This window comes from Pseudenemella bisphenolivorans (assembly GCF_051133435.1).
Classification (GTDB): domain Bacteria; phylum Actinomycetota; class Actinomycetes; order Propionibacteriales; family Propionibacteriaceae; genus JAAYAO01.
Window position 1 is genome coordinate 188556 of record NZ_JBPGNY010000002.1, and the last position, 23704, is coordinate 212259.

Annotated in this window: 21 protein-coding genes and 3 tRNA genes; 15 read left to right on the plus strand and 9 right to left on the minus strand. The window is 66.5% G+C overall.

The genetic code is table 11. The features are described 5' to 3' along the window. The first annotated feature begins 74 nt into the window (after positions 1-74). Complete coding sequence (gene arsC / locus ACR4XW_RS05750) at positions 75-437, plus strand: arsenate reductase (glutaredoxin) (protein ID WP_434759576.1); 363 nt, start codon at positions 75-77, stop codon at positions 435-437. Positions 438-441: 4 nt separating this feature from the next. After that, complete coding sequence (locus tag ACR4XW_RS05755; protein WP_434759577.1) at positions 442-669, plus strand: hypothetical protein; 228 nt, start codon at positions 442-444, stop codon at positions 667-669. 63 nt (positions 670-732) lie between these two features. On the opposite strand, the gene ACR4XW_RS05760 is transcribed toward ACR4XW_RS05755, so the two are convergent. The 5 genes from ACR4XW_RS05760 to ACR4XW_RS05780 form a co-directional block, all read right to left on the minus strand. Then, positions 733-808 (minus strand) — tRNA-Arg (locus tag ACR4XW_RS05760). A gap of 98 nt (positions 809-906) precedes the next feature. Continuing rightward, positions 907-1431, minus strand: a complete 525-nt coding sequence (locus tag ACR4XW_RS05765; protein WP_434759578.1) for a hypothetical protein — start codon at positions 1429-1431, stop codon at positions 907-909. Further along, entirely contained in the window at positions 1428-2447 is a 1020-nt protein-coding gene (dmpG, locus tag ACR4XW_RS05770) for a 4-hydroxy-2-oxovalerate aldolase (RefSeq protein WP_434759579.1), read from the minus strand. Before dmpG ends, ACR4XW_RS05765 begins: the two co-directional genes overlap by 4 nt. A 2-nt stretch (positions 2448-2449) precedes the next feature. Further along, positions 2450-3433, minus strand: a complete 984-nt coding sequence (locus ACR4XW_RS05775) for an acetaldehyde dehydrogenase (acetylating) (protein ID WP_434759580.1) — start codon at positions 3431-3433, stop codon at positions 2450-2452. Then, positions 3433-4227: a 2-keto-4-pentenoate hydratase gene (locus ACR4XW_RS05780; protein WP_434759581.1), complete on the minus strand. Its 795-nt coding sequence runs from the start codon at positions 4225-4227 to the stop codon at positions 3433-3435. Before ACR4XW_RS05780 ends, ACR4XW_RS05775 begins: the two co-directional genes overlap by 1 nt. 308 nt (positions 4228-4535) lie before the next feature. Here ACR4XW_RS05780 and ACR4XW_RS05785 point away from each other — a divergent pair, with 308 nt between their 5' ends. From ACR4XW_RS05785 to ACR4XW_RS05795, 3 genes are all read left to right on the plus strand, one after another. Then, positions 4536-6350 (plus strand): phosphoenolpyruvate carboxykinase (GTP), encoded by a 1815-nt coding sequence (locus ACR4XW_RS05785; RefSeq protein ID WP_434759582.1) that lies wholly within the window; start codon positions 4536-4538, stop codon positions 6348-6350. A 259-nt stretch (positions 6351-6609) separates the two neighbouring features. Beyond that, on the plus strand, positions 6610-7947 hold the full coding sequence (locus tag ACR4XW_RS05790; protein WP_434759583.1) for an ammonium transporter: 1338 nt from the start codon (positions 6610-6612) through the stop codon (positions 7945-7947). Beyond that, positions 7947-8285: a P-II family nitrogen regulator gene (locus ACR4XW_RS05795; RefSeq protein ID WP_434759584.1), complete on the plus strand. Its 339-nt coding sequence runs from the start codon at positions 7947-7949 to the stop codon at positions 8283-8285. Before ACR4XW_RS05790 ends, ACR4XW_RS05795 begins: the two co-directional genes overlap by 1 nt. A 378-nt stretch (positions 8286-8663) precedes the next feature. On the opposite strand, the gene ACR4XW_RS05800 is transcribed toward ACR4XW_RS05795, so the two are convergent. After that, positions 8664-8756: transfer RNA gene (locus ACR4XW_RS05800), tRNA-Ser, on the minus strand. Between the two features lie 50 nt (positions 8757-8806). Continuing rightward, positions 8807-10744: an LTA synthase family protein gene (locus tag ACR4XW_RS05805; protein WP_434759585.1), complete on the minus strand. Its 1938-nt coding sequence runs from the start codon at positions 10742-10744 to the stop codon at positions 8807-8809. Positions 10745-10867: 123 nt separating this feature from the next. Between ACR4XW_RS05805 and ACR4XW_RS05810 the strand changes: the two genes are divergently transcribed. From ACR4XW_RS05810 to ACR4XW_RS05855, 10 genes are all read left to right on the plus strand, one after another. Next, complete coding sequence (locus tag ACR4XW_RS05810) at positions 10868-12484, plus strand: LCP family protein (RefSeq protein ID WP_434759586.1); 1617 nt, start codon at positions 10868-10870, stop codon at positions 12482-12484. A gap of 33 nt (positions 12485-12517) precedes the next feature. Beyond that, positions 12518-13489 (plus strand): NAD(P)H-quinone oxidoreductase, encoded by a 972-nt coding sequence (locus ACR4XW_RS05815; protein WP_434759587.1) that lies wholly within the window; start codon positions 12518-12520, stop codon positions 13487-13489. A gap of 38 nt (positions 13490-13527) precedes the next feature. Continuing rightward, a tRNA-Ser gene (locus ACR4XW_RS05820) sits at positions 13528-13614 on the plus strand. Position 13615: 1 nt separating this feature from the next. Further along, positions 13616-14044 (plus strand): hypothetical protein, encoded by a 429-nt coding sequence (locus ACR4XW_RS05825; protein ID WP_434759588.1) that lies wholly within the window; start codon positions 13616-13618, stop codon positions 14042-14044. A 197-nt stretch (positions 14045-14241) separates the two neighbouring features. After that, a complete protein-coding gene (locus ACR4XW_RS05830; protein ID WP_434759589.1) occupies positions 14242-15225 on the plus strand; it encodes an ABC transporter permease in 984 nt (327 codons plus the stop codon). A gap of 1 nt (position 15226) precedes the next feature. Next, complete coding sequence (locus tag ACR4XW_RS05835) at positions 15227-16273, plus strand: ABC transporter permease (RefSeq protein ID WP_434759590.1); 1047 nt, start codon at positions 15227-15229, stop codon at positions 16271-16273. Then, a complete protein-coding gene (locus ACR4XW_RS05840; RefSeq protein ID WP_434759591.1) occupies positions 16270-18345 on the plus strand; it encodes an ABC transporter ATP-binding protein in 2076 nt (691 codons plus the stop codon). The genes ACR4XW_RS05835 and ACR4XW_RS05840 overlap by 4 nt, the downstream gene beginning before the upstream one ends. A gap of 36 nt (positions 18346-18381) precedes the next feature. Beyond that, on the plus strand, positions 18382-20073 hold the full coding sequence (locus ACR4XW_RS05845) for an ABC transporter family substrate-binding protein (RefSeq protein ID WP_434759592.1): 1692 nt from the start codon (positions 18382-18384) through the stop codon (positions 20071-20073). Between the two features lie 86 nt (positions 20074-20159). Next, complete coding sequence (gene serS, locus ACR4XW_RS05850; protein ID WP_434759593.1) at positions 20160-21434, plus strand: serine--tRNA ligase; 1275 nt, start codon at positions 20160-20162, stop codon at positions 21432-21434. 49 nt (positions 21435-21483) lie between these two features. Further along, the gene (locus ACR4XW_RS05855) at positions 21484-22275 is read left to right on the plus strand and encodes an HAD family hydrolase (RefSeq protein ID WP_434759594.1); all 792 of its coding nucleotides are present in this window, start codon (positions 21484-21486) and stop codon (positions 22273-22275) included. Positions 22276-22320: 45 nt separating this feature from the next. Here ACR4XW_RS05855 and ACR4XW_RS05860 read toward each other — a convergent pair whose 3' ends face one another. Together ACR4XW_RS05860 and ACR4XW_RS05865 are read right to left on the minus strand one after the other, a co-directional pair. After that, a complete protein-coding gene (locus ACR4XW_RS05860) occupies positions 22321-22854 on the minus strand; it encodes a WhiB family transcriptional regulator (protein WP_434759595.1) in 534 nt (177 codons plus the stop codon). Between the two features lie 254 nt (positions 22855-23108). After that, complete coding sequence (locus ACR4XW_RS05865; protein WP_434759596.1) at positions 23109-23687, minus strand: bacterial proteasome activator family protein; 579 nt, start codon at positions 23685-23687, stop codon at positions 23109-23111. Between the last annotated feature and the right edge of the window lie 17 nt (positions 23688-23704).

The window sequence follows — 23704 nt, forward strand, 5'->3', positions numbered from 1 at the left end:
CAGCCCGCCCGAGTGCCGGAATCCGAGCCGGACGACATGTTGAGAGGGCACCGCCACGCGGTAGGTTGGCTGCCATGTCTGAGCTGACAGTGCTGCACAATCCCCGCTGCTCGACCTCGCGCGCGGCCCTTGAGGCCGCCGATGAGGCGCAGGTGACTCCTGATGTCGTCCAGTACCTGAAGGACCCGCTGGATGCCGCCGCGCTCGGAGACCTGCTCGACAAGTTGGAGGATCCGCCCACCGATCTGGTGCGCCGGGACAAGAACTTCGACGAACTCGGGCTGACCGATCAGGACGTGCAGACCCGCGAGCAGGTCATCGCGGTGCTCACCGAGCATCCCCGGTTGATGCAGCGTCCGGTATTGGTGGCCGGTGACCGGGCCATCATCGGACGCCCCAAGGATCGCGTCCCGGCCTTCCTGGCCGAGTTGGGTTGAGGTCATGTCGAAGGAACTGGAGTTCGTCAAGGGCGTGTCGCGGCTGCACGCCTTCTACACCGAGCACGTCCGGATGCTCGCCCACGCCTACGATCTGCCCGACGAGGACGCAGCGATGCTGCTCGACCGGTTCGGCTACCACAATGTGGCCCGCGAGATTCTGCGGCCGCCGAAGCTCGACCTGCTGAACCCGGACGCCCTGGGCAACCCCGGCCCCGGCACGATCTCCTGACCTGTCGTCCCCGGCAATGCAAAAACCCGGCCGCCGGGGCCGGGCTGCATGTCGATGAATCTTTGGCGGACCCGGAGGGATTCGAACCCCCAACCTTCTGATCCGTAGTCAGATGCTCTATCCGTTAAGCTACGGGTCCTTTTCGGTTCAGCCGGAGCCGAACCGAGGACCAACAGTATCAGCACTGCCGAACAGCATCAAAACCGAACGGCAATGCCGATACCTGTTGGTGCGGGATCAACCTGCGATGTGGATTTCTCCCAGGCCGTCGTTGAATTCGAAGCCGTAGGCCAGCCCCGGGGTGACCGGGATCGGCGGGGTCAATCCGGGGGCGAGCACCATGTCGGTAGCCACGTCCTCGTCCTCGTGCAGCGCATCCTGCACGGCGAGCAGAGCGCCGGCGGGATGGCCGTGGCCGGCGGCGCCGGTACCACTGTTGATCACTTCACCGTTGGCGTGCACCAGCACGCCGGTGAACCTCAGGTCGAGTTCGTCGGCGATCCGGCCCCGGGGGGCGGTCCACATGCCGCGGATCTCGTCACCATCACGCACGACCACCACGCCGTGCACCATCCAGATCGACGATCCGGCCTCGAAGACCGCATCGCCCACTTCGTCGCCGATCAACAGCCCCAGGTAGGGCTGCAGGGTCGGTTGACTCAGGCCCTGGGGCATCGGGGCGCCGATCGGCAGCAGCAGCTCATCGGTGACGCGGGCCACCTCGCCGTCGGCGCCCAGCGCCATTCCCACCGTCTTGGTCACGAAGCGGCCTTCTGCTCGGACTGCAGCTCGAGGGCGATATCGATGATCATGTCTTCCTGACCACCCACGTAACCGCGCTCGCCGACCCGGGTCAGAATGTCGTGCGCCGACACGTCGTAACGCTCGGCCGCGCGCACCGCGTGCAGCAGGAAGCTGGAGTAGACACCGGCGTAGCCCTGGGTGATCGCCGCACGACCCATGTGCGGCAGCACCGGGATGTACGGCTTCACGACGGTCTCGGCCACGTCCATGATCTTCTGCGAGTCGATACCGGTCTCGATGCCGAGCCGCTCGAACACCGGAGCCAGCACCTCGGTCGGGCTGTTGCCCGCACCGGCACCCAGCGCACAGGTGGCGCCGTCGATCTGGCGGGCACCGGCCCGGACGGCCAGCACCGAGTTGGCGACACCGAAGGACATGTTCTGGTGGCCGTGGAAGCCCACCTGGGCGTCGTTGCCGAGTTCGGCAACCAGCGCCTCGACCCGGGTGGAGGCGTCCTCCAGGATCATCGCGCCGGCCGAGTCGACCACGTAGACGCACTGGCAGCCGGCGTCGGCCATGATGCGGGCCTGCTGGGCCAGCACCTCGGGCGACTGGGTGTGCGACATCATCAGGAAGCCGACGGTTTCCAGGCCGAGGTCGCGGGCGGCGCCGAAGTGCTGGATGGAGACGTCGGCCTCGGTGCAGTGGGTGGCGATCCGGGCCACCCGGGCACCCAGGTCCTGAGCCTTGTGCAGCGACTCGACGGTGCCCACGCCGGGCAGCATCAGGACGGCGATCTTGGCCTGCTTGGCCTCTTCGACCGCAGCCTTGATCAGGATCTTCTCGTCGACCTTGGAGAAGCCGTAGTTGAACGACGCGCCCTCCAGGCCGTCACCGTGGGTGACCTCGATGACCTCGACGCCGGCGGCGTCCAGACCGGCAACGGTCTCGCGCACCTGCTCCTCGGTGAACTGGTGGCTCATCGGGTGCGAGCCGTCGCGCAGGGTGGTGTCGGTGATCCGTACCTTGGTCATGCTCATTCTCCCTTCGAGGCGCCGGCGGTACCGGCAAGTTCGCTGGCCTTGTGCCAACCCGATTCGATGCCGAGGCGGTGCGACACGATGATGTCGCCGACGCGGGCGGCCGAGGCGGTGATGATGTCGAGGTTGCCGGCGAAGTCGGGCAGGAAGTCGCCGTTGCCCTTGACCTCGACCGGGACGTTCACGCGGGCGTTGCCGCCCCACAGCTCGTTCGCGGGATCAAACTGCGGCTCGGCGCGCAGCTTGTAACCGGGGACGTATTCCTGCACCCGGGCGACCATGTTGTGAATCGACTCGAGCAGCTTGTCGTGCACCTCACCGGGCTCGGCGGCCTCGGCGGGGATCGCGCAGAAGATGGTGTTGCGCATCATCATCGGCGGCTCGGCCGGGTTCAGGATGATGATCGCCTTGCCCTTCTCGGCGCCACCGACGACCTGCAGCGCATGCGAGGTGGTCTCGGTGAACTCGTCGATGTTCGCGCGGGTGCCGGGGCCGGCCGAGCGCGACGACAGGGAGGCGACGATCTCGGCGTAGCTGACCGGGACGACGTCGGCGATGGCCCGCACGATCGGGGTGGTGGCCTGGCCACCGCAGGTGATCATGTTGACGTTCATTGCGTCCAGGTTGAACTCCAGGTTCACCGGGGGGCAGATGAACGGGCCGACCGCGGCCGGGGTCAGGTCGACCGCAACGATGCCCGCCTCCTCGTAGCGGGGGGCGTTGGCGGCGTGGGCCTTGGCCGAGGTACATTCGAAGACGATGTCGGGCAGCTCGTCCTGGGCCAGCAGCCAGTCGACACCCTCGTGCGAGGCCTGCACACCGGCCTTGCGGGCGCGGTGCAGCCCGGCGCTCTTCTCGTCCACACCGATCATGTAGATCGGGTCGATGATGTCGCTGCGGCGCATCAGCTTGTACATCAGGTCGGTACCGATGTTGCCCGGTCCGACGATGGCGGCAGTGCCCTTCTTGGTTTCACTCATCAGTTATCTCCTTGGTCGAAACGTGCCGTGACCGAGCCGAGGCCGGCGAAGGTTGCGGTGACGGTGTCGCCGGGTCCACAGGCGACCATCGGGGTGATCGAGCCGGGCAACACCACGTGTCCGGCTTCCAGGGTGACCCCACGGGGGCCGAGGGTGTTCGCCAGCCAGACCAGCGAGGTGATCGGCGAACCGAGTACCGCGCCACCCAGGCCGGTGCCGGCCTGCTGACCGTTGCGGTGCATCACGCAGCCCATCATCCGCAGATCCAGGTCGGTGAGCTTGCGGGGCGTGCTGCCCAGCACCACGCCACCGGAGGAGGCGTTGTCGGCGATGGTGTCGTAGATCGAGATCTTCCAGTCGACGATCCGCGAGTCGACGATCTCCAGTGCCGGCAGCACGTAGTCGATCGCGGCGACGGCCTCGGCGACGGTGACGCCGGGGCCGGTCAACGGCTTGCCCAGGACGAAGGCGATCTCGGGTTCGACCTTCGGCTGGATGTAGCGGGTGAATGGAATCGGCAGGTGCTCCAGGTGGAAGAAGTCATCCAACAAGTGCCCGAAGTCGGGCTGGGAGACGCCGATCTGCTTCTGGACGACCGCCGATGTCAGGCCGACCTTGTGGCCCTGGGTGTAGCGCCCCTTGGCCTGGAACTCCTCCATCTGCAACAGCTGAATGGCGTAGGAGTCCTCGATTTCCATGTCGGGCCACCGGTTGATCAACGGATCGATCGGCCGGCGCGACGAATAGGCGGCCATCAGGTCGGCCGCTGCTTGCTCCCGTTCGCTCTGCTCCACGGTTCCCTTCCGGGGACGCGCCCCTGCGTCCCTTAACACCCACGACAGTGCGGGTTGAGCCCGACCCCGGGCAATCATGGTTCCGTTCTACGGGACACCCTCGGTGGTGACTCTTGAGTAACCCAGACCACTTTTGCAACTGGTCATATCCACCTGGTGTGACGTTGATCATTTTTACCCCGCGTTTCGGACCTGTTTTGCGGGCTCACAACGTAGAAACCCCGCCCTTTGGTGAGCCTCACCTCCGGGCTGGGATAGGCTCGATCCACCTTTACTACTGGTCCCTTTTTGCCGCAGGAGACAACGACGTGACTGCTACCCCCGATCTGACCTCTGCTCCCACCACCCACGAGAAGCTTCTCGATTGGGTTCGGGAGGTCGCGGAGCTGACGCAACCGGACGACATTTACTGGTGCGACGGATCGGACGCCGAGTGGAACGAGATGGTCGACCGCCTCGTCGCGTCCGGAACGATGACCCGGCTGAATGACGACGTGTTGAAGAACTCCGTGTACGCGCGCACCGACCCGTCCGACGTTGCCCGGGTCGAGGATGCGACTTTCATCTGCTCCAAGGACGAGGCCGACGCCGGCCCGACCAACAACTGGCGCGACCCGGAAGAGATGAAGCAGACGCTGATTCCGCTCTTCCGCGGCAGCATGAAGGGCCGCACGATGTTCGTCGTGCCGTTCTGCATGGGCCCGCTGGATTCCGAGGACCCGAAGTACGGCGTCGAGTTGTCCGACTCGCCGTACGTGGTGATCTCGATGAAGCTGATGACCCGGATGGGCCAGCACGTGCTCGACGACATCACCAAGAAGAACGCCGATTTCGTCCCCTGCCTGCACTCGGTCGGCTCGCCGCTCGAAGAGGGCCAGCAGGACGTGTCGTGGCCGTGCAACTCGACCAAGTACATCGTGCACTTCCCCGAGGAGCGCGCGATCTGGTCGTTCGGTTCGGGCTACGGCGGCAACTCGCTGCTGGGCAAGAAGTGCTACGCGCTGCGCATCGCCTCGGTGATGGCCCGCGACGAGGGCTGGCTGGCCGAGCACATGCTCATCCTGAAGCTCACCTCGCCGGAGGGTAAGTCCTACAACATCGCGGCCGCCTTCCCGTCGGCCTGCGGCAAGACCAACCTGGCGATGCTCGAGCCGACCATCCCGGGCTGGAAGGCCGAGACCCTGGGCGATGACATCGCCTGGATGCGCTTCGGCGCCGACGGCCGGCTGTACGCGGTCAACCCCGAGTACGGCTTCTTCGGGGTGGCCCCGGGCACCGGTCACGACACCAACCCGAACGCGATGCGCACCGTCGAGGCGGGCAACTCGATCTTCACCAACGTCGCACTGACCGACGAGGGCGGCGTCTGGTGGGAGGGCATGACCGACGAAACCCCGTCGCACCTGATCGACTGGCTGGGCAACGACTGGACCCCCGATTCGGACAAGCCGGCCGCTCACCCGAACAGCCGCTTCACCACCCCGATCACCCAGTGCCCGATCCTGGCCGACGAGTTCGAGGACCCGCAGGGTGTGCCGATCGACATCATCCTGTTCGGTGGGCGTCGTTCCGACACCATCCCGCTGGTCACCCAGGCCCGCGACTGGGATCACGGCGTGTTCATGGGCGCCACCTGCTCCTCGGCCACCACGGCCGCGGCCGCCGGTGCGGTCGGTGTGGTGCGTCGCGACCCGATGGCCATGCTGCCGTTCATGGGCTACCACGTCGGCGACTACCTGAACCACTGGTACAAGATGGGCGCCACCGAGGGTGCGAACATGCCGGCGGTGTTCTACGTGAACTGGTTCCGTCGCGGCGACGACGGCCGCTTCCTGTGGCCGGGCTTCGGCGACAACAGCCGCGTGCTGAAGTGGGCCATCGATCGCATCGAGGGCAAGGCCACCGGCCAGGAGACCCCGATCGGCATCATCCCGGCCGAGGGTGAGCTGGACACCAGTGGCCTGTCGGAGGATCCGGCCGACATCGCCGCCGCGACCGCCTTCGTTCCCGAGGAATGGCAGGCCGAGCTGCCGCTGATCCAGGAGTGGTTCGACAGGATCGGCGACAAGCTGCCGCCCAAGTTGAACGACGAGCTGAAGGGCCTGACCGAGCGTCTGGGCTGATCCACCACGGCTCCGAACGGGGCGTCGTCCATTGCGGACGGCGCCCCGTTCGCCGTTTCCCAGCTCCTGCCGGGCGCGAAACACACCCGTAACGCCGCTGTGAGATGAGTTACATCACCGCAATCCGGCCACAACTGCGGCGAAACACACCTGCTGAAAGCTGAGCCCACGAGGCGACAAACCGCCTCGTCCCCGCGCCAACAGCCGCCGTGCTCCGGCGGTTTCGGGCGCGGGGAGGCACCAGCACTAGGCAGGAACCATGGAACTCACAGCAGTCCACGTGTGGTTGATCGTGGCCGCCGCCCTCGTCCTACTGATGACACCCGGAGTGGCGTTCTTCTACGGCGGGATGACGCGGGCGAAATCCACGCTCAACATGATGATGATGTGCTTCTCGGCACTGGCGATCACGGCGGTCGTCTGGGTGCTGTGGGGGTACTCGATGACCGCGGGCACCTCGATCGGGCAGATCTTCGGCAACCCGCTGCAGGACTTCGGCCTCGGCCACCTCGTCGGGGCCGGCAGCGACCCGGCCGGCCTGATCACCGTCGGCTTCGCGGCCACCTTCGCGATCATCACCGTCGCTCTGATCGCCGGTGGTGTGGCCGACCGCACCAAGTTCTCGGCCTGGCTGCTCTTCGTGCCGCTGTGGGTCACCTTCGTCTATTGCCCCTTGGCCTTCATGGTCTGGGGCGGTGGGCTGCTGTCGGCGGATGGGTATATCGGACAGGTCTTCGGTGAGGCGATCGACTACGCCGGTGGCACGGTGGTGCACATCAACGCCGGCGTGGCCGCCCTGGTGTTGGCGCTTCTGGTCGGCAAGCGGGTCGGTTTCGGCGAGGACCCGAACCAGCGTCCGCACAGCCTGCCCTTGGTGCTGATCGGCGCCACGATGCTGTGGATCGGCTGGTTCGGTTTCAACGTCGGGGCCGCCACCGAGGCCCACGAGGCCGGGCTGATCTGGGTCAACACGCTGCTGGCTCCGGCCGCTGCAATGCTGGCTTGGATGGCGGTCGAACACTTCCGCGACGGTGCCTGCACCACCCTGGGCGCAGCCTCCGGGATCGTCGCCGGCCTGGTCGGCATCACCCCCGCCTGCGCGAACGTCTCGGTGCTCGGCGCGGTGGCGATCGGCGTGCTGTGCGGGCTGGCCTCGGCCTTCGCGGTGGGTCTGAAGTTCAAGCTCGGCTACGACGACTCCCTGGACGTGGTGGGGGTGCACCTTGTTTCCGGGCTGGTCGGCACCGTGGCGATCGGCTTCTTCGCTCTGCCGGTTGCCGGTGGCACGGCCGGCGGCCTGTTCTACGGCGGAGGTGCCGGGCAACTGGTGGCTCAGGTCGTCGCCACCCTCGTCGCGGTCGGGTACTCCGGTGTGCTGACCCTGCTGATCGGGCTGCTGGTAAAGCTGCTGGTGGGTCTGCGGGTCACCGAAGACACCGAGGTCGCCGGTGTCGACCTGGTCGAGCACGCCGAGTCGGCCTACGAGTTCGGCGGTGTCGGCGTCGGGGCGGTGTTCCGGCCGGTGCCCGTGCCCGGCCCGGACGGGGCAGTGAACACCACGGATGTCGAACAGATCAGCCCGGAAGGAGCTCGATGATGAAACTCGTCACGGCAATCATCAGACCCGAACGCGTCAGCGTCGTCCAGAATGCTCTGGAGGAGTTCGGTGTCAACGGTCTGACGATCTCCCAGGCCGGCGGCTACGGCCGCCAGCGCGGTCACCGGCAGGTGTATCGCGGGGTGACCTACTCTTCCGATCTGTTGCCCAAGGTGCGGCTCGACGTTGTCGCCGATGATATGGACGCGATGCAGATCTGCCGGGTCGTGCTCGATGCGGCCCGCACCGGCAACCCCGGCGACGGCAAGGTCTGGGTTACCACCGTCGACGAGGTCTTCCGGGTCTCCGACGGCACCCGCGGCCACGAGGCCGTCTGAGGTGCTGACCTGCGAAGGCGCTGAGCGAGTCGGCGCAGCCAATACGGTCGCGCCGGAAGGCTCAGCGCCTTCGTGGGACAGGGGCGAGGGAGGTACCCGGATTTCGGTATCCCGGAAGCAGACTCGGCCACCCCGCGGCTGCCAAGCCCGGGGTAGTTCTGGCCAGGGGTACCAAAACTGGCAACTCACCTCCCGGATTCGGCCTGAATCGGGGTTCTGGTGGGGGTGAGTTGGGGATTTAGGTACCCGGGCCAGCCTGAGTTGAGGCTTTACGTACCCCGGGCTGCGGTGAGCCGGGAAGCCGTGTGGTCGACATCTTTACGGCCCAGACCCCGGCAAAGAAAAACCCGAACCCAGCAGGGGTTCGGGTGATTCCGATGGCGGAGGCGGCGGGATTTGAACCCGCGTGCGGCTTTAAGACCGCTCCCGCTTAGCAGGCGGGCGCCATGGACCAGACTAGGCGACGCCTCCATGTTGCGGCGCACACTCTACCGCTTCGGCAGCACCGCGGGCAAAAGCAACTAACTCGTGGGCCCCTGGGTGACCGCGTTTCCGGCGGCCAGCAGATCCGACTCACCCAGCGCACCCGGCCACATCACTTCGAGCCCGTAGCGCTGCCCCACGGCGAAGTCGTACTGCACCATCCGCAGGTCGTTGATCAACGCAGCGGTCGCCGGGTCCAGCGCATTGATGTCGGCGGGCTTGCCGTCGGCATCGAGGGCGCGAGCGTGCTGAATCACCGGCAGCTTGCGGCGCACGTCATCGAGCAGGGCCACATAGGGCGGCACCGGGGCATCGGCCGCCTCGTACAGCAGCGGCAACAGCATCGCCGGTGTCACCGCCTCGACGTGCTGGGCGCGGTTGGTCTCGCTGTTCCAGACGAAGAACGGAATCCGGAACAGGGCCCCCGACTCGTTGCGCTTCATCAACGCGTCGCCGTAGATACCCGGATGGTGGTCGCCGTAGAACACCACGACCGTCTTCTCGTTGCGCTGGCGCAGTTCGTGCAGGAACCCGGCCAGAGCCTCGTCGGTGTGTGCCAACCCTCGCGAGTACTGCTCGACCTTCTCCGCCACGTCCGGATCGGCGATATCGGAACCGATCGGGTCGGGGTAGGAGCCGTGGTACGCCCCGTGGTTCTGCATCGTGACCAGGTTGACGAACACCGGCCGCCTGTTCTGATCGATCTGACGCAGGGTCTCGTCGAAGGCCGAGGCATCGCTGATGTAGCGGCTGGTGGCGATCTTGTCGGTCGAATGCATCGCGTTCTGGTCGATCACCTGATCGAAGCCGAGGGTTTCGTAAACCGCCACCCGCTTGTACATGTCCAGGTTGTAGGGGTGGATCGCGATCGTGCGGTGCCCCAAGCCGTTGAAAGCCCCGACCGCAGAGGGGTAATCGGGCCGATCGCTGACGAAGTTCTGGTACGGCGACGACACCTGGGGTTGGAACAATCCGACCGGCTGCCCGGTGAGCGATTCGAACTCCATCGTGGACGTGCCACCGCCGTAGCCGGTGGTGTACATGCCCCCGGAGATCGTCTCGTCCATCACCTGCTGGGTGCGCGGAATCGGGTTCTGTTCGAGGGTGAAACCCTCCATCCAGGACGGGTCGGAGAACGACTCGGCCAGCACGAAGACCACGTTGACGTCACTCAGCGAACCGTGCCGACCGGCGTTGATCTTGTTCGCCCGCTGGGTGTATCGCTCACTCAGCCGGGTCATCTCCTCGGCGCTGTACTCGGTCGGACGCGGCATCGGATCGACCGGCATGTTGTACAGGAACCCGCCCACGAAGCCGTTGGTGCGGTAGTTGTGCACCTGATCCCAGGGCTTCCAGGTGGCCGACCGGTCGTAGGCCGCGCGCCACAGGTTGCCCGGTTCGTTGAAGGCCGAGGCATGCAGCAGCAGGGTCGTCGACAGGGCGAAGACCACCAACCGGCTGCCGACCATGCCGCGATTCAGCCCACCATCGGACGACCGCAGCGGGGTGCGCGGAAAGCGGCGCGACAGCAGCATGCCGATTCCCACGATCGCCACCACCGTGGCCAGCACCGGCAACAGCACACTCCACGCCGAACCGCCGTCCACCATCGAGGCGATCGAGTTGGTTTCGGAGACGAAGCTGGTGTCGCTGGGATAGACCGGTTCGCGGCGCAGTTGCACCTTGGCGTTGTTGATCGCCCCGATCAGCAGCGATCCGCCGGCCACCGTTGCCAGCGCCCACGACACACGTCCGAAGATCGACCAGAGTCCAGCGGTCAACACCACCAGGAGGAGCACGTCCAGCCGCGACAGGGTGATGTCGGTATCGATCCGACGGTGCCATTCCAGGTGGGTCGAACGCTGCAGGATGTAGGCGCTGAAGATCGACACCAGCACCACCGCGAGCATGGAACCGACTCGGACGAGCCACTTCTCCAGGCCCGTCCGCGACGGAACAGGCGCGGAAACTTTCATCTATATAACATTAACTGGTAACCCCAGGTTCACCCAAAGGGACGGGTGCGCCCCGCTTCGGCGAGGAATCGGTTGGCCCCCACGGGTTACAGTGATTTCCACCAGGCATGGAGGAGAACACCCATGAGCCGAACCGGGAACACCCCGGACGCAGCCCCCGCCGACCAAGCACCCGTGAAACGGTCGGCCGGTTCGCTGACCGGCTGGACGGTGCTCAGCGCGATCATCCCCGGGGTGGGTTTGGTGCGCGCGGGCCGTCGCAAGGCCGGGTGGATCATCCTGGCGGCCTTCACCATCCCCGTCCTGGTGGTGCTGATCCTGGGCCTGGCCAACCGGCGCGCCCTGATCGCCGCCGCGGTCGATCCGGAAACCCTGCGCGTGGCCACCGCGCTGATCGCCGTGGTCGCGGTGCTCTGGGCGGCGATGATCGTGCTCAGCCACCTACTGCTGCGCGGTCAACACCCCAGCCACCGCCGCCGACTCGGCGGGGCACTGCTGGTCGGCGTGCTGGTGTTCGCGATCTCGGCACCGATGGCGGTCGCCGCCCGCTACAGCTACGACCAGGCCGCCCTGGTCGAGAAGGTGTTCGGTCGCTCCGACCGCACCAAGAGCGCCACCCGTCCCGATCAGGCCCCGGACTCCTGGGCCGACAAACCGCGACTGAACGTGCTGCTGCTCGGCGGCGACGGCGGCAAGGGCCGCGAGGGCGTGCGCACCGACACCGTGATCGTGGCCAGCATCGACACCGCCACCGGCGCCACCACCTTGTTCAGCCTGCCCCGTAATACCGCACGGATGCCCTTCCCCGAGGGCCCGCTGCGCGAGGCCTATCCCAACGGCTTCACCGACGGCGACGGCGCCAACGCCGAGTACTTCCTGAACGCGATGTACATGAACGTCCCGGGTCAACACCCCGAGATCCTCGGCGAGACCGACAACCTGGGCGCCGATGTGATGAAGCTGTCGGTCGGTGAGGCCCTGGGCCTGAAGATCGACTACTACGCACTGGTGAACCTCGAGGGCTTCACCGAACTGATCAACGCCTTCGGCGGGGTGACGCTGAACATCAACGAGTACATCGCGATGGGCGGCAACACCGACAAGGGCATTCCGCCCAAGCGTTGGCTCTCCCCCGGCGAGAATCAACATCTCAGCGGCGCCGAGGCCCTCTGGTACGCCCGCGGCCGCTACGGCTCGGACGACTTCGCGCGGATGGACCGTCAGCGCTGCGTGATCAACGCGGTGATCCGTCAGGTGAACCCGCAAACCGTCCTGACCCGCTACGAGGCGATCGCCCGGGCCTCCAGTGAGATCGTCTTCACCGACATCCCGCAGGAGTTGCTCGCCCCGCTGGTCGAGTTGGCCACCCGGGTGCAGGGCGGCAACGTCCGCTCGATCGTGTTCAAGAACGGGGTGGACGGGTTCGTCAGCGCCAATCCCGACTTCGAGCTGATGCGCGAACGGGTGCAGCAGGCCCTGGGTGAATCGAAGAAGCCCCCGGCGAGCCCCGAGCCGTCCCAGGACCCGTCCTCCGAACCCTCCGCGGGTGAGCCGGCCGAGCCGAGCAACGGCCCCGGCGAGCAACCCAGCGAACCGCAGCAGCCCGGCGGCGATCCCACCGAGCAACCGAGCCAGGGCCAGAGCGAGGCGCCGACCAGTGAGAACGTCGACGACGTGTGCGCCTACGACCCCGAACGGGCCCAGCACGCCCGCGAGAACCCACCCCCCTGGGTGAACTGAGTCGGGCCCGACCGGCATGACAGAGTGGAGGTCATGTATGCGATCACCACTCCGAGCTTCGGCGACCCCGAGGTGCTGACCTGGGCCGAGGTCGACACCCCCACCCCCGCACCCGGTGAAGTGCTGATCCGGACGACTGCGGCCGGGGTGAACCGGGCCGACGTCCTGCAGCGCAAGGGCCACTATCCCCCGCCGCCGGGGGTCAGCGAGGTGATCGGCCTGGAGGTGTCCGGCCACGTCGAGGCCCTGGGTGAAGGCGTCAGCGACTGGACGGTCGGTGACCCGGTGGTCGCCCTGCTTGCCGGCGGTGGCTATGCCGAGTACGTGGTCGCACCGGCCGGGCAATGCCTGCCCCCTCCGGAGGGGATGGATCTGGTCACCGCCGGTGCGGTGGTCGAGGTGGCCGCGACCGTACTGTCGAATCTGGACCAGGCCGGGCTCCGCGAAGGCGAGACCTTCCTGGTGCACGGCGGTTCGGGCGGCATCGGGTCGTTCGCGATCCAGTACGCCAAGGCCCTCGGCGCCCGGGTGCTGACCACCGCGGGCAGTGAGGCCAAACTCGAGTACTGCCGCAAGCTCGGCGCCGACGTCGCCCTGAACTATCGCGAGGACTGGGAGGCCGGGGTGGCCGAGGCCACCGACGGCCGCGGGGTGGACGTGATTCTGGACAACATGGGCGCCAAGTACCTGATGCCCAATGTCAAGGCGCTGGCACCCGACGGTCGGCTGACCGTGATCGGCCTGCAGGGCGGGGTGAAGGGTGAGCTGAACCTCAACACCCTGCTGACCAAGCGGGCCTCGGTGACCGCCCTGTCGCTGCGCGGTCGGCCGATCGAACAGAAGACCGCGATCTGCAATCGGCTGCGCGAGACGGTGTGGCCGCTGCTGGCCGACGGCACGATCCAACCCACCCAGGAGACCCGGATTCCGCTGCGCGAAGCGGCCCGGGCCCACGAGTTGCTCGATTCGGGCGAGAACATCGGCAAGATCGTGCTCGTCGCCTGATCGGTTACGATGAGGGGTCCGCGCCCCCGGGCGCGACTGGCGAGGTCGCATAGTGGACTAGTGCAGCCGCCTTGAAAGCGGCCGAGCGGGTGACCGTTCCGTGGGTTCGAATCCCACCCTCGCCGCGTGAAGCGGTATGTCCTGCAACCCCCGGTGCCGGTGCGTGCTCTGGTGATCGCCGCGGTGCTGGTGGTGGCCGGCGCACTGCTGGTGGTGCTCAGCAACGCCCTTTCCTGGCCCGGCCTGCTGATGGTGCTCGGCGTTCTACTGCTGGTGCTCGGTGCGGTCCTGATCGGCTTCGCCTTCATCGCTCCGATCCGGTTGAAGGTGGCGGTCACCACCGACGAATCCGGCTACCGGATCACCGGCGGCAACCAACAGGCCGCCGGGCAATGGGCCGAGATCTCCCGGGCCGTCCAGTCCGACAGCGGAGGCCGGATCACCCTGGAACACCGCGATGGACGCGAGACTCACATTCTGGTTCCCGGCAACGCCAATCGAACGGTGATGGACGACATTGCGACCGATATCGGGGCGCGTTTGAACCGCCACTGACCCCGTCCCGGCCCTATCGTCGGTCCGGCATTCGGGACCACTGTCCACCCCCGGGACCAATAGGCAAAGTTGAGTAACTTTCGGTCTCATCCGTTGACATGTCGACCTGGTAGGGGTTTGCTACTTGATCGTTACCAGCGAGTTAACAGGAGACAACCCACCCCATGTGGCACGAGCGAAACGGCGTCTGACGGCCGATGATCAAGTACCTCATCCGTCGCATCGCAGGCTGGCTGGCGCTGATCGTGCTGGCGACCAACTTGACTTACTTCTTGGCTTGGGGATTCCTCGACCCGCGGTCGAACTACACCGATCGGCGGCCCCCGCTGCCGCCGGAAGTCATCGACAACACCCTGGGCACCTACAACCTCAGCCCGAGCACCCCGCTGCTGGAGCGCTGGTGGACGTGGATCACCAACATCGTCACGAAATGGGACTGGGGCGCCTCCCCGGTCGGGGTGAACGTCAACGGTGAGGTCGCCTACCGGATGTGGGTCAGCGCCCAGTTGGTGCTCGGGGCGACCATCCTGGCCACCGTGATCGGCGTCGGCCTGGGTGTCTACACCGCCTCGCGGCAGTACAAGCTGGCCGACCGGGTCTGGCAGGGCATTTCGATTTTCACCATGAACATCCCCGCGGTGGTGATGGGTTTCATCGTGGTGGTGGTGGGTATCCGCTTCAACCAGGCCGTCGGGGGCACCGTCTTCTACGTCACCGGGGCGAAATCGATCGGCGTCGAGGGATTCTTCCCCGTCCTGATCGACACCCTGCAACACCTGGTACTGCCCACCATTTCGCTGATCATCATCCAGTACTCCGCGACCCACTTCCTGCAACGCTCCCTGTTGCTCGACAACATCAACGCCGACTACGTCCGCACCGCGCGGGCCAAGGGCCTCACCAAGTCGCAGGCGGTGCGCAAACACGCCCTGCGCACCTCGCTGATTCCGGTGGCCACTTCGGTGGCGTTCAGCATTCCGGCGGTGTTCACCGGCGCGGTGATGACCGAGACCATTTTCGGCTGGGAAGGCATGGGCCGGTACTTCATTCAGACCATCACCAAGAACGACGTGCACGGCGTGGTGGCCTCGGCGGCCTTCGCGGCAATGTTGACCGCGGTCGGCGCGATCCTGTCCGACATCGTCGTCGCGGCCCTCGACCCCCGAGTGCGGGTGAGCTGAGATGAACTACGAACACGACGCCCAGTTGCCCCGCAAGGACGAACCGATGGGTACCCCACCCACCGACAGCACCCCGGGCACCAGCCCGCTCACCGATCGGGCCACCCAGCTCACCGGCGCCAACCTGATGGAAATCGCCGAAGATCTGGTGCCGGCCGAAGAGGCCCAGGTGCTGTTGGCCGGCCGCAGCAAGCCGACCGCCAAGTGGCGCCTCTACATCCGCCGCTATCTGCGCAACAAGATGGCCGTGCTGGGCCTGACGATCTTCCTGCTGCTGGTGCTGATCTCGATCTTCGGCGGATTCCTGACCCCGCACCACTACACCGACGTCGACTTCCTGGCGATCACGGTGCCGCCCGGCGGCGACCACATCCTCGGCACCAACGGCGCCGGCAACGACCTCTTCGCGATGCTGGTGCACGGCCTGCAACGCTCGCTGGTGATCGGTGTCGTGGTGTCGCTGAGCACCACCGTCATCTCGGCGGTGGTCGGTGCGACCGCGGCCTACATCGGTGGCAACTTCGAGAAGGCAGTGCTCGCGGTCATCCACTTCCTGCTGGTGGTGCCGAGCTTCCTGATCCTGGCGTTGATCGCCAACGACCGCGGCGGCGACTGGAAGGCACTGATCGTGGTGCTGATCCTGTTCGGCTGGATGTTCTACGCCCGCATCGTGTGGACCCTGACCATCAGCCTGCGCGAACGCGAGTACGTGTCGGCGGCCCGCTACATGGGCTTGCGTCCGATGACGGTGGTGCTGCGACACATCGTCCCGAACATCGGTTCGATGCTGACGATTCACTTCGCCCTGGGCGTGGTCACCACGATCATGAGCGAAACCGCACTGTCCTTCCTGGGCTTCGGTGTGAAACCGCCGGACGTGTCCCTGGGCTCCCTGATCGGACAAGGCGGCTCGGTGCTGACCAGCGCCCCCTGGATGTTCTGGTTCCCGGCCGCCACCTTGACCCTGTTGACCACCTCGATGGCCTTCATCGCCGACGGACTGCGTGATGCCCTCGACCCGAGCTCACAGTCGGGAGGCCGGGCATGACCGAACCGGTGTTGTCGGTACGCGACCTGCATGTGTCCTTCCCCTCCGAGGCCGGACGGGTGGACGCGGTACGCGGGATCTCCTTCGACCTGTACCCCGGACGCACCCTGGGCATCGTCGGTGAGTCGGGCTCGGGCAAGTCGGTCACCTCCCTGTCGGTGATGGGCCTGCTCAGCAGCAACGCCCGGGTGGAAGGCTCGATCACCCTGAACGGCCAGGAGCTGATCGGCCTGTCCGACTCGCGGATGTCGCGGATTCGCGGCAACGACATCTCGATGATCTTCCAGGACCCGCTGTCCAGCCTGACCCCGGTGTTCACCGTCGGCGACCAACTCGTCGAGGCCCTGCAGGCCCACCAGAAGGTCTCCAAGCAGGCCGCCTGGAGCCGCGCGGTCGAACTGCTCGACCTGGTCGGCATCCCGAACCCCGAGCGGCGGGTGAAGGCCTTCCCGCACGAGTTCTCCGGCGGTATGCGTCAGCGGGTGGTGATCGCGATCGCGATGGCCAACAACCCCCGGGTGATCATCGCCGACGAACCGACCACCGCCCTGGACGTCACCATTCAGGCCCAGGTGCTGGAGCTGTTGAAGAAGGCCCAGCGCGAAACCGATGCCGCGGTGATGATGATCACCCACGACATGGGGGTGGTCGCCGGTACCGCCGACGACGTGATGGTGATGTATGCCGGACGGGCCGTCGAAGCCGCCGGGGTGGACGAAACCTTCCACGCCCCGCGGATGCCGTACACCCTCGGCCTGCTGGGTGCGATCCCCCGTCCGGACGCCAGCAGTGAGGCACCCCTGGTGCCGATCGAGGGCAACCCACCGATGCTGATCAACCTGCCGGACGCGTGCCCCTTCGCGCCCCGCTGCCCGATCGCGATCGACAAGTGCCGCACCGGCGAACCCCCGTTGGCGCAGGTGCACACCGAGGAGCAGACCCGCGACGGCAACCGTCCGCACCGGGCCGCCTGCTGGCGCTCCCAGGAGATCGACCACGGCGCGATCAACGGCGAACCGGTCTTCAAAGCACCCGAGATTCCCGAGTCGATCGTGGCCGGGATCCCGCGCGAGGAACGTCCCGAAGTGCTCAGCGTCACCGACCTGAACCGCGAGTTCCCGCTGATGAAGGGCTCGGTGCTGAAGCGCCGGGTCGGCACGGTGCACGCGGTCGACGGGGTCAGCTTCGACATCCGCCAGGGCGAAACCCTCGCGATCGTGGGCGAATCGGGTTGTGGCAAGACCACCACCCTGCTCGCCCTGATGGACCTGGGCCGCGAATCCACCGGCCGGATCGTCGTCGACGGTACCGACCTGTCGACCCTGAAGAACCACCGCGCCGAACGCGAACTGCGCCACAACATGCAGATCGTCTTCCAGGACCCGATGGGCGCATTGGATCCGCGCTTCACCGTGCACGAGATCATCTCCGAACCGATGAGCGCCTTCGGCGTGCCGAAGCAGGAAGCCGACGACCGGGTCGCCGACCTGATGGCCACCGTCGGTCTCGACCCGGCCCACGCCGATCGGTTCCCCGGAGCGTTCTCCGGCGGTCAGCGCCAGCGCATCGGTATCGCCCGCGCCCTGGCGTCCAACCCCGACCTGGTGGTGTTGGACGAACCGGTATCGGCTCTGGACGTGTCGATTCAGGCCGGCGTGATCAACCTGCTCGACGAACTGAAGGCCCGGCTCGGGCTCAGCTACCTGTTCGTGGCCCACGACCTGTCGGTGGTGCGCCACCTCGCCGATCGGGTGGCGGTGATGTACCTGGGTCGGTTCGTGGAACTGGGTGACGTCGATGAGGTCTTCGACAACCCCCAGCACCCTTACACCGAGGCGCTGCTGTCGGCGATCCCGGTGCCCGACCCGCGCATCGAGCGCGAACGCGAACGAATCCTGCTGTCGGGCGACCTGCCGAGCCCCACCGAGAAGGCATCGGGCTGTCGATTCGTCTCCCGGTGTCCCCTCTACCAGACACTCACCCCCGACCGGCAAGAGGTATGCACCAGTTCCGTCCCCGAGCTGACCGGCCCGCCCGGACTGGACCACACCAACGCTTGTCACCACCGTTAGCCAACCGGCTACGGGACCCACCGAAAGGAAGAACCCATGAAGTTCACCACCAGAAAGCTGGCAGCTCTTGCCGCTGTTCTGGCCCTGGGGTTGTCCGCCTGTGCCGGTGACGGCCAGGGCGGCGGCCAGGGCGGAGACAACGGCGACGGCAAGGGCGGCGTTACCACCGAGGCCCAGTACAACCCGAAGGAGCGGGACGAGATCGAGGACGGTGGCAAGCTGACCACCAGCCTGATCGAGATCACCCCGCAGTTCAACGTCTTCCACGCCGACGGCACCCGCTACACCCGCGACGTCTGGCGCTGGTACAACCCGGTGATGGCCTACTTCACCCCCGAGGGCGAGTGGTCGTTCAACCCCGACTACCTCACCGACGTCAAGGAAGAGACCGTCGACGGCAACACCAAGGTGACCTTCACCATCCGCGACGAGGCGACCTTCAACGACGGCACCCCGATCGACTGGAAGGCCTTCGAGGCGACCTGGAAGACCAACTCCGGCAAGGACGACGCCTACGCTGCGAACTCCACCGACGGCTACTCGCTGATCAAGTCGGTCACCAAGGGTGACACCGACAAGGTCGCGGTCGTCGAGTTCGACGGCATGTGGGTCTGGTGGCAGGGCCTGTTCAACGACATCCTGCACCCGAAGGCCGCCGCGGCCGACGTGTACAACCAGGGTTACATCAACAAGCCGCATCCCGAATGGGGCGCCGGACCGTACAAGCTCAAGAGCTACGACCAGAACGCCGGCACCGTGGTCTTCGAGCGCAACGAGAAGTGGTGGGGCGACGAGGGCAAGCTCGACGAGCGCATCTTCCGCGCCATGGAGGACACCGCCGCGGTGAACGCCTTCAAGAACGGCGAGCTGGACGCCATCGGCGCCGGTAACGCCGAGGTGCAGTCGCAGATCAAGGACGTCGCCGACACCGAAATGCGCAAGTCGGTGATCCCCTCCAGCTCGCTGTTCGTGCTGAACGCCGACTCCGAGAAGCTCAAGGACGACAAGGTCCGCGAGGCGCTGATGAAGGGCTTCGACCGCTCGCAGGTCGCCGCGGTGCGCTTCAACGGTATCGACTACACCGAGGAGCTGCCCGGCTCGCTGACCCTCTTCCCGTACCAGGAGGGCTACCAGGACAACGTCGCCAAGGCCGAGATCAACTTCGACAAGGAAGGTGCCGAGAAGCTGCTCGATGAGGCCGGCTGGACCAAGGGTGACGATGGCATCCGCGAGAAGGACGGCGAGAAGCTGTCGCTGACCTACCCGCTGTTCTCCGACCTGGCGCTGACCCAGAACCTGGCCAAGGCGATGCAGGCCATGTACAAGGAGATCGGCGTCGATCTGCAGATCGACCAGCGTTCCGGCGCGGAGTTCTCGAACACGATGACCAACAAGACCTTCGACGCGGTCTCGATGGGCTTCGCCTCGTCCGACCCCTTCGGTGTCGCCTACTTCTGCCAGATCTGGTGCAGCGACTCGCAGTTGAACAAGTCGGGCACCGGCACCAAGGAACTGGACGAGAAGATCCAGGAAATGATGAAGCTGGGCACCCAGGAGGAGCAGATCGAGAAGGCCAATGAGCTGGAGGCCGAGGCCTTCCACCGCTACGGTCTGCTGCCCCTGTGGAACGGTCCGGAGATCATCGCCACCAAGAAGGGTCTGGCCAACTTCGGTGCCGACATGTTCTACGTCGGCCCGGTTCAGGACATCGGCTGGGAAAAGAAGTGACCCGCTGAACTCCTGATCTGTTTGACGCGTGGGCCCCGCTGATGCGGGGCCCACGCCCATTCCCGGGCCCGGATAGGCTGGGCCACGTGATTGACGTCAAACTGCTGCGCACCAACCCCGACCTCGTCCGTGCCTCGCAAACCGCGCGGGGTGAATCGCCTGCGATCGTCGACGAACTCCTGACTGCCGAGGCACAACGGCGCAGTTCGATCACCGCCTTCGAGACCCTGCGTGCGGAGCAGAAGGATCTGGGTCGTCAGGTCGCCAAGGCCTCCGGGGACGAGAAGGCCGCCCTGCTGGCGCGCACCAAGGAACTGGCCGCCGAGGTGAAGCAGGCCCAGGCCGGCACCGATGAGGCCGGCGCTCGCTTCGACGCGCTGCTGCGTCAGGTCGGCAACCTGGTCGACCCGGATGCCCCCGTCGGCGGCGAGGACGACTTCGTGGTGCTGGAGACCCACGGCACCCCCCGTGATTTCGCGGCCGAGGGATTCACCCCGCGCGACCACCTCGAACTCGGCGAAATTCTCGGTGCGATCGACACCGAGCGCGGCGCGAAGGTCTCCGGTTCGCGGTTCTACTACCTGGTCGGTCAGGGGGCCGAACTGGAGTTGGCGCTGATCAATCTGGCGATGGCCAAGGCCCGCGAGTGGGGTTTCACCGCGATGATTCCCCCGGCGCTGGTGAAGTCCCCGGCGATGGAGGGCACCGGCTTTCTCGGTCAGGCGGCCCAGGACGTGTACCACCTCGAGGCCGACGACATGTACCTGGTCGGCACCGCCGAGGTGCCGATGGCGGCCTATCACAGCGACGAGATCCTGGACGCGAAGCAATTGCCGCTGCGCTACGCCGGCTACTCCCCGTCCTACCGCCGCGAGGCCGGCTCCTACGGCAAGGACACCCGGGGCATCTTTCGGGTGCACTGGTTCGACAAGGTCGAGATGTTCGTCTACTGCGAGCCGGCCGAGGCCGCCGAGATGCACCGCCAACTGCTCGGCTACGAGAAGGAATTCATCGACGCCCTCGAACTGCCCTATCGGGTGATCGACGTGGCCACCGGTGACCTGGGGCTGAGCGCGGCCCGCAAGTTCGACTGCGAGGCCTGGCTGCCCACCCAGGAGCGCTACCGCGAGATCACTTCGACCTCGAACTGCACCGACTTCCAGGCCCGTAGGCTCGCCATCCGCAGCCGGGGCGCCGATGGGACGGCTCCGCTGGCCACCCTGAACGGCACCCTGTGTGCGGTGACCCGAATCATCGTGATGCTGCTGGAGAACCACCAGCAGGCCGATGGCTCGGTGCGCATCCCCGAGGCGCTGCGGCCGTACCTGCAGGGCCGCGAGGCCCTGACCCCGGTCCGCTGACCGGGTATACCCTCCCCCACCACCTGACCCACCCCCTCAGGAGGACTCCGTGACGTGGCAACCCCGTTTGCTCGCCCTCGACATCGACGGCACCGTGATCGATCACGACGGCACCATGCCCGACGAGATCCGCGCCGCGGTGCAACGAGCCCTGACCGCCGGCACCCGCGTGGTGTTGGCCACCGGACGGGCCTGGCACAGCACCCGTCCGGTGTTCGACCGGCTCGGCCTGCCGCCGGGCATGGCGGTGGCGTCCAATGGTGCGGTGATCGTGGACTATCCGCCGGTGGAGTACCTGCGCGAGGTCACCTTCGACCCCGGTGATGTGATCGAGCGGGTCGCCCGGATCGCCCCGCGCACCGCGATCGCCGCCGAGGTTGTCGGGGTGGGTTACCGGGTCAGCCAGCCCTTCCCCGACGGGGAACTGGACGGCGAGATCCACCTGGTCGACCTCGACGACCTGGCCGCGGAGCCGGTGACCCGCGTGATCCTGCGCGATTCCAGCGTTTCCCACGACGACTTCACCGCGATGGCCCATCGGCTCGGTCTCGAGGGGGTCAGCTACTCGATCGGCTACTCGTCCTGGCTGGATATCGCCCCGCAGGGCATCAACAAGGCCGCCGCCCTGGCCGGCGTGTGCGCCGAACTCGGCATCGACGCGGCCGATGTGCTCGCCCTGGGTGATGGCCACAACGACATCGAAATGCTCGGCTGGGCCGGCCGCGGTGTCGCTCTCGGGGATGCCCCCGCCGAGGTGTGTGCGGTGGCCGACGCGATCACCGGCCGCTTCATCGACGGCGGCACCGCCGCCGAACTGAACCGCTGGTTTCCGGCCAATTGAGAAACGACCCGCACCGGGGCGGGTCGTTTCTGTTCGACGAGGTGGTCAGGCAGCTCGGCGCGTGCGGGCCGGCTGGGTGACCGTCACCAGTGCGTTGCGCACCGCCGACATGGTCGGCAGCTTCGGCTGCTCCGGCGCCTTCTTCGGGCCCGCGGCCGCCGCAGCTCGCGCCTTGCGCAGGTGCCGCTTGACCGTCGAGAGCGAGCAACCGAGCCGCTGGGCGATCGTTTCCAGGCTCTCGTGCGGGTTGGCCTGCCGCAGCCGAACAACTTCGTTGTGGTCGACCTGGCGGTGCGGGGTGGTCACCCCGGCCAGGGTGTCGAAGTCTTCGGGGGCGACTTTGATGCCGAGAATATGGCGCATCTCATTGCGCTGCCGCTGGGTGGTGCCACCGACGAAGCCGTTGACATCGTGGCGCACGACGGCGTCGTAGAGGCACTGGGAGGACAGGGGGCAGCCGCCGCACAGGTTCGCCGCTTTGCGGGTCATCATCTGGTACTCACGCCGGGTCTCGATCGGGGCCGACGTCGTCGGGGGCTCCTCGATCAGGGAGTGCTGGTACAGAGAAGTGAACTCCAAGCACGGGATCGTATTGGCGCCTGCTTCGATGAGGCTGTCACTCATGGTCGTACGTATCTCCTGGTTTCTACCTGTGTGTCGAACGGGGTTATGACGGACCGGAGAGTGATCCGGTTCCGTCGGACGACTGATCCAGACTTTCACGCAGGAGCGGCCGAATTGGCCGAGATCGGTGGGGCCGACTACCTCACTTCAGCCCTGGGTATGCACTCATAACCGCCTGAGTACGGGTACTCAGACGGGCAGGTGTTTGCTTATAGGTACATGCCGCCGCTGTGCCCACCGCCGGGCCCGGCAGTGGGGTCGGGTTCGGCCCCGGGCATGCCTCCGGGAGTGCCGGGCAGGGCCCGTCGCATCTGGTCCAACTGGGCCCGAGCGGCCATCTGCTGCGCCACCAGGGCCGTTTGGATGCCCTGGAACAAGCCCTCGAGCCAGCCGACGAGCTGCGCCTGGGAGATCCGCAGTTCGGCATCGGTGGGTGCCTCGTCGGAGTTGAACGGGGTGGTCAAGCGTTCGAGTTCCTCGGCCAACTCGGGGCTGAGGCCGTCCTTGAGTTCATCGATCGAGGCGGCCTGGAGCTGGGCCAGCCGACGCCGCCCCGGGTCGTCCAGCGGTGCGGAGCGCACTTCCTCCAGCAGTTGGCGCACCATCGTGCCGATCCGCATCACCTTGGCGGGTTCGGAGACCATGTCGGTGGGTGATGAGGTCTGCTCCTCCTCGGTGTCGCCGTTCTCCTCCACGGCCATCGAAGTCGGGCTGATCACATAAGTACGCCCGTCATCGGTCGAACCGGTCAGGGCGGTACGAGGCTGCTCGGCATCGGATTCGCTCATACCCCGATCCTAGGCGG